This is a genomic window from Aerococcus sp. 1KP-2016 (genome assembly GCF_002252085.1).
Lineage (GTDB): Bacteria > Bacillota > Bacilli > Lactobacillales > Aerococcaceae > Aerococcus.
Map to the genome: position 1 here is coordinate 1 of NZ_NEEY01000074.1, position 5,695 is coordinate 5,695.

Consider the following 5,695-nt stretch of genomic DNA (forward strand, 5'->3'; position numbering starts at 1 on the left):
AATCACAGCCAAATAGAGTGCGACAAGAGGCGCTTAGATTTGAACCGTTGGAAGAAAATGAACTTAAAGCCCGTACTTTGGGATTTAAGGATTTTTCTGAAACGCAGTCAAATCTGCCTCTTGGAGCAGGTTTGATAGAGTGCGACAAGAACCGTTCAGCCCTCAACCAATGGAAGATTAGCGCCCGTGATGACGATAGTCAACGCCAGCTAATCTGGAATGGGCAGCGTCTGAATATACGAAAGTCGACTAGATTTAAAATCATGGAAGCGTCGGGGTGGCTGGCCAGTATTTGTTCAGTCCCGACGCTAGTTTTTAAAAGAATGAATGTTGAAAAGATTGAGGTGGGCACTTGCAAAAGAAGAAAAGTAGAATGCATACAGAGCTTTTCTTTGAAGCGATTGTTTGGCTAGCGATACTGATTATCTTGTATTTTGGTATTATGTTCGTATTAATTACGGCCTATGAAACCAATTATTCCCATTTTTTACAAGCGTATCCTGCTCTTTTTTGGTGCGCCCACAATTTCAACAAAACTTCTTCCTAAGCCTCACCATGGTATACATCGTTTTAAGCATCACATTCGTTGGTTGGCGAATATATCGCCGACTACGGGCAGTGCAACTCGGCTATGTATTGGACGAACTGCATTATATTTCGCAAGGTAATTTTCATCATAAAATTGCTGTTGATGATAAGAACGGAATGCAACCTGTTGTTGATTCAATTAACCGTTTGGTCGATTCCACGGTTAAAGCGCGTGAAGAAGAGCGGCGAATTGAACAATCTAAAGATGATTTGATTACGAATATGAGTCATGATATTCGAACACCTCTGACATCTGTCATTGGCTACCTAACGCTACTGAAACAAGAAGAGCTGAAGGACCCAGAAAAAGCCATGAAGTATATCAATATTGCCTACGACAAGGCCTTGCAAATGCAACGCATGACGGAAGATTTATTTGAATATACCAAGGTGAAACAGGTAGACACGAAATTGGCCATTAGTCATATCAATGTTGTACGCATGGTCGAGCAAATTACTGTTGAATTTGAATTGGAATCAGCTAAGGTTGGTCGAGAATTTCAGATAATTGCCCACCCGGCCGACAATATTATGGTGGATATTGATCCGGAAAAATTTGTGCGTATTTTTAGCAATTTATTTACCAATGTCTTTAAATATGGTGGTAAAGGGAAGTATATTAAAATTATCATCGTTCAAAATCAAGAAGACACGACCTTTACTGTGGAGAACGACGGGGCTAAAATTCCGAAAAATCAGTTGAAGGATCTCTTTCAACGTTTTTATAGGGGTGATAAGTCGCGTACAGAGCCACAAACAGGTAGCGGGTTAGGTCTTGCGATTACGCAATCGATTATTGAATTGCATAAGGGGGAGATTTACGCGGAATCTGATAATAAGGGTACGCGGTTTATCTTTACAATTCCTAATCACTTTGAGGCGGACGATAAGTATGAAGAAATGGAGCGAACATAAGTGAAGAATAACTGGACGAAAATGTTAACAATTTTCTTGGTCGCCTTGATAGGGGTCAATTTGACCGTCCTACCGACGACAGCATTAGCAACAGGTGCGGGTACGGTGGATGCGACTAGTAGTACAACAGATGACGGCACAGTTGAGACTTTTTCTGCTCAAATTTCAGAAAATATCGGTTTAGGCGTAGATGCCGCGATGGCAATTGATAGCGAAACCGGACAGATTCTTTTTGATCAAAATAGTGCCACGTTACACGGAATTGCTTCATTAACCAAGTTAATTTCTTTATTTGTGGTCTATGATGAAATTGCGGCTGGAAATTTGACCTTAGACACCAAAATTCCCGTCTCGGCTGAAGTAGCTGCCTTATCGACAGCAGCAGGTCTGTCTAATGTACCTTTAGTCGAGTCAACCGACTATTATACTTTGGACAATTTGATTGATGCAGCCATTATTGGTTCGGGTAACGCAGCAGTAGTTGCGATGGCCGAATACATTAGCGGCTTTGAACAAGCTTTTGTGGACAAAATGGGTGAAAAATTAATCGCGCTTGGCATCAAAGATTTTGAATTATATACAGCCAGCGGTTTAGCCGGTTCATGGTTAACAACGACGGATGGCTCAGCATCACCATACACCATTGATCAAGAAAATAGCATGCAAGCCCGCGACATCTTGTTCGTGGCGCGTGAAATCGTCAACCAATACCCAGACGTGTTGGAACGTTCAAATATTACATCGAAAACATTTAACGTGACGGATACAGAGACAGTCACATTAGAAAATACCAATCTCTTTTTACCCGGAAATACTTATGAACGTTCGGATGTTTCAGGGCTGAAGACGGGGACAGAAACATTGGCGGGTCGATGCATTATTATTATGAGTCAAATTGATGGCCACGATGTGATGCTTGTGACTTTAGGGGCTAATACAGAAGCACAACGCTATGAAGATACTGGTAATTTGCTGACCGCACTACAAGAAAATTTAGCTTGGACGACCTTATATGAAGAAGGTGCGACTTGGTTAAATGCCGAAGATACAACGATTTACCAAGGTTCTATTGAAGGTGTAGATTTACAATATGCGAAAACAAATGCCATGTTCTTGCCCGTGGATTATGATTTAGATAGCCAGCTTGTTTCAACCTACGATGCTGCTTTCCAATACGACGCAGCAGGCAAGTTGTCGTTATCTGCACCATTAACTGTAGACGAATCGATTAACACATTTAACAGTACGATAGATTTTGATGAAACTTTGTTTAATCAGCTAGACCTATCAAATGCTATTGTACCTGCAGAGAATGTTGAAAAAGTCAGTATCGTGGTTCAAGTAGCCCGCATTATGGAAGATTTATTTAGTGGTTGGGTGAGCGATTTACAAGGATTGATTGGTGGCAATAACTAAGCGATAGCAGGGTTTCACCCATATGACTTGGATTGACATTTGATAATGTCATGGATATAATGAAGCTAATAAGAAAAAAGTACTGATTGTGACTAGTAATATTGCCTAATTTTAAGAGAGCTTGCGGTAGGTGAGAGCAAGTAATGACGTAATATGAATCCACACAATCGCTGACTGCGAATGTAAGCATGGTTTACTAAGCAGAACCGGGTTAGCCGTTATCTAATGAGCGTAAGATATGCTAAGAATAGCAATCTTAAAGTAGGGTGGCACCGCGCAATAATAGAAGATTTCAAGCTATTTCGTCCCTTCCATTTTGGAAGGCCGAAGTAGCTTTTTTTATACAAAAAATAGGAGGAAATAATATGATTGATATCAAATTATTACGGGACAACTTTGATGCAACTGCAGCCAAATTACAAACACGTGGGGTAGAAGTAACACAATTAGAAGAATTAGTTACTTTAGATACACAACGTCGTGAAGTAATTTCAGAAACAGAAGCACTAAAAGCGGAACGTAATGCTGTATCCGATGAAATTGGTTTACTACGTCGTAATAAAGAAAATGCAGATGACAAGATTGCCCGCATGAAAGCTGTTGGAGAAGAAATCTTAGCATTAGACGAAAAACTTGCTGGTTTAGATGAAAAAGTTTCTTACATTATTGATCGTATTCCAAACTTGCCACATGATTCAGTACCAGTTGGTTCAGATGAAGATGACAACGTAGAAGTACGTCGTTGGAACCAAGCGCGCGAATTCGATTTTGAACCAAAAGCACACTATGAAATTGGTGAAGACTTAGGTATTTTAGACTTTGAACGTGGTGCTAAAGTATCAGGTGCACGTTTTGTTTACTATCGTGGTTTAGGTGCTCGTTTAGAGCGTGCAGTTTATAACTTCATGTTGGACCAACATCAAGCGGAAGGTTATGAAGAATTAATCACACCATATTTAGTGAATGACACTGCAATGTACGGTACCGGTCAATTCCCTAAATTTACCGAAGATGTATTCTCAACAACAAACGATGAGCGTCACCTAACATTGATTCCCACTGCAGAAGTACCTTTAACAAACTACTATGCAAATGAAATTATTCCAGGTGAAGAATTACCGATCTACTTCACAGCAATGTCTCCAAGCTTCCGTTCAGAAGCAGGATCAGCTGGTCGTGATACGCGTGGTTTGATTCGTTTACACCAATTCCAAAAAGTAGAAATGGTGAAATTTGCACGTCCAGAAGATTCTTATGAAGAATTAGAGAAGATGACAAATAACGCGGAGAACATTTTGCAAAAATTAAACTTGCCGTACCGTGTAATTACCCTATCAACAGGGGACATGGGCTTCTCTGCAGCCAAAACTTACGACTTGGAAGTTTGGTTACCAGCGCAAGAAACTTATCGTGAAATTTCTTCATGTTCAAATACAGAGGCCTTCCAAGCGCGTCGTGCAATGATTCGTTTCCGTAACGCAAATGGAAAACCTGAATACGTACATACATTGAATGGTTCTGGATTAGCTGTAGGCCGTACAGTAACTGCAATTCTAGAAAACTACCAAAACGCTGATGGTTCTGTTACTATTCCAGAAGTATTAGTACCATATATGGGTGGCATCACTGAAATCACAAAAGATAATGCATCTGGCGTTTCAAAACTAAAATAGTGTATTATAATTAGAGCAGATTCATTTCTTAAGAAAGGAGGAGGCAATTCATATGTCTAAAGAAACAGCAGTATTTGCCGGCGGATGCTTTTGGTGTATGGTAGAACCATTCGAAGCAATGCCAGGTATTGAAAAAGTGACATCAGGTTACACTGGTGGTCATAAAGAAAACCCTACTTATGAAGAAGTTTGCTCAGGAACGACAGGACATACGGAAGCCGTTGAAGTGGTATTTGATAATGAAACCATTTCATATTCAGAATTATTGGACATCTATTGGCAACAAACAGATCCAACAGATGCAATGGGTCAATTTGTTGACCGCGGTGACTCATACCGTCCCGAAATTTTTGTGAATAGCCAAGAGCAAGCGGAAGCTGCACAAGCATCTAAAGAAGCTTTAGATGCCAGTGGTCGTTTCAGCAAACCTGTATTGACTAAAATTACGGAAGCATCTACTTTCTGGCCAGCAGAGGATTATCACCAACAATTTTACCAAAAGAACCCAGCACACTATAAACGTTACGCTGAATTATCAGGTCGAAAAACGTTTATCAAAGATGCTTGGGAAGAAGTATAGTAAATACTTTTTGATTGTGAATCGTTCAATAGGAAATCAGGCAAACATTTGCTGATTTCCTATTTTTTGTTTTTAAGAAAAAATAGCTAAAAAACTATTTACAATATGCCCATAATCTGCTAATATATTTTTCAGACGTTATCCATGTTATTGCCCTTTGGTAATTGGATTTTTTTGAAAAAAGTCGTTGACAAGTAAGTGTCACACATGATAATATCTAATAGTTGCGTTACAGCGTAACAACAACCGAGAAGACAACAATTTAAATATCTTTTAAAAAGTTGTTGACTTCCAATCAAACTCGTGATACTATTAAATAGTTGTCGCGAAGGCGATAAATAGACCTTTGAAAACTGAACAAAGAAGACAAACCAAATTGTGTAGGTGTTCAATCGATAAGATTGAAACCAACAATTCAGTAACGAAAGTTACTAAAGTAGTGAGAACTACTATAAATAAGTCAGCAAACTTTAATGAGCAATCAAGCTCATGAAAACTTTCATGAGAGTTTGATCCTGGCTCA

General features: G+C 39.5%; 6 protein-coding genes and 1 other annotated feature. Of the genes, 5 read left to right on the forward strand and 1 reads right to left on the reverse strand.

The genetic code is table 11. The annotated features are described in order from the left end of the window. The 5 genes from B9P78_RS09050 to msrA form a co-directional block, all read left to right on the forward strand. Positions 1-413 (forward strand): hypothetical protein (locus B9P78_RS09050; RefSeq protein WP_233487862.1); only part of this gene is annotated, 413 nt, incomplete at its 5' end. Between the two features lie 142 nt (positions 414-555). Next, a complete protein-coding gene (locus B9P78_RS09055; protein ID WP_233487864.1) occupies positions 556-1,503 on the forward strand; it encodes a cell wall metabolism sensor histidine kinase WalK in 948 nt (315 codons plus the stop codon). Next, a complete protein-coding gene (locus B9P78_RS09060) occupies positions 1,504-2,919 on the forward strand; it encodes a D-alanyl-D-alanine carboxypeptidase family protein (RefSeq protein WP_094519121.1) in 1,416 nt (471 codons plus the stop codon). It begins immediately after the preceding gene. Between the two features lie 73 nt (positions 2,920-2,992). Further along, positions 2,993-3,232, forward strand: a binding site (T-box leader). A 52-nt stretch (positions 3,233-3,284) separates the two neighbouring features. Continuing rightward, a complete protein-coding gene (gene serS, locus B9P78_RS09065) occupies positions 3,285-4,592 on the forward strand; it encodes a serine--tRNA ligase (protein WP_094519122.1) in 1,308 nt (435 codons plus the stop codon). Positions 4,593-4,644: 52 nt separating this feature from the next. Beyond that, positions 4,645-5,172 (forward strand): peptide-methionine (S)-S-oxide reductase MsrA, encoded by a 528-nt coding sequence (gene msrA, locus B9P78_RS09070; protein ID WP_094519123.1) that lies wholly within the window; start codon positions 4,645-4,647, stop codon positions 5,170-5,172. A 312-nt stretch (positions 5,173-5,484) separates the two neighbouring features. Here msrA and B9P78_RS10415 read toward each other — a convergent pair. Beyond that, on the reverse strand, positions 5,485-5,695 hold a 211-nt coding region (locus B9P78_RS10415; RefSeq protein WP_233487866.1), incomplete at its 5' end, for a hypothetical protein.

What these genes read in the sequence shown, in the direction of transcription:
- B9P78_RS09055 (WP_233487864.1), top strand. Translation starts at nt 556, where the DNA reads ATGGTATACATCGTTTTAAGCATCACATTCGTTGGTTGGCGAATATAT.
- serS (WP_094519122.1), top strand. Translation starts at nt 3,285, where the DNA reads ATGATTGATATCAAATTATTACGGGACAACTTTGATGCAACTGCAGCC.
- msrA (WP_094519123.1), top strand. Translation starts at nt 4,645, where the DNA reads ATGTCTAAAGAAACAGCAGTATTTGCCGGCGGATGCTTTTGGTGTATG.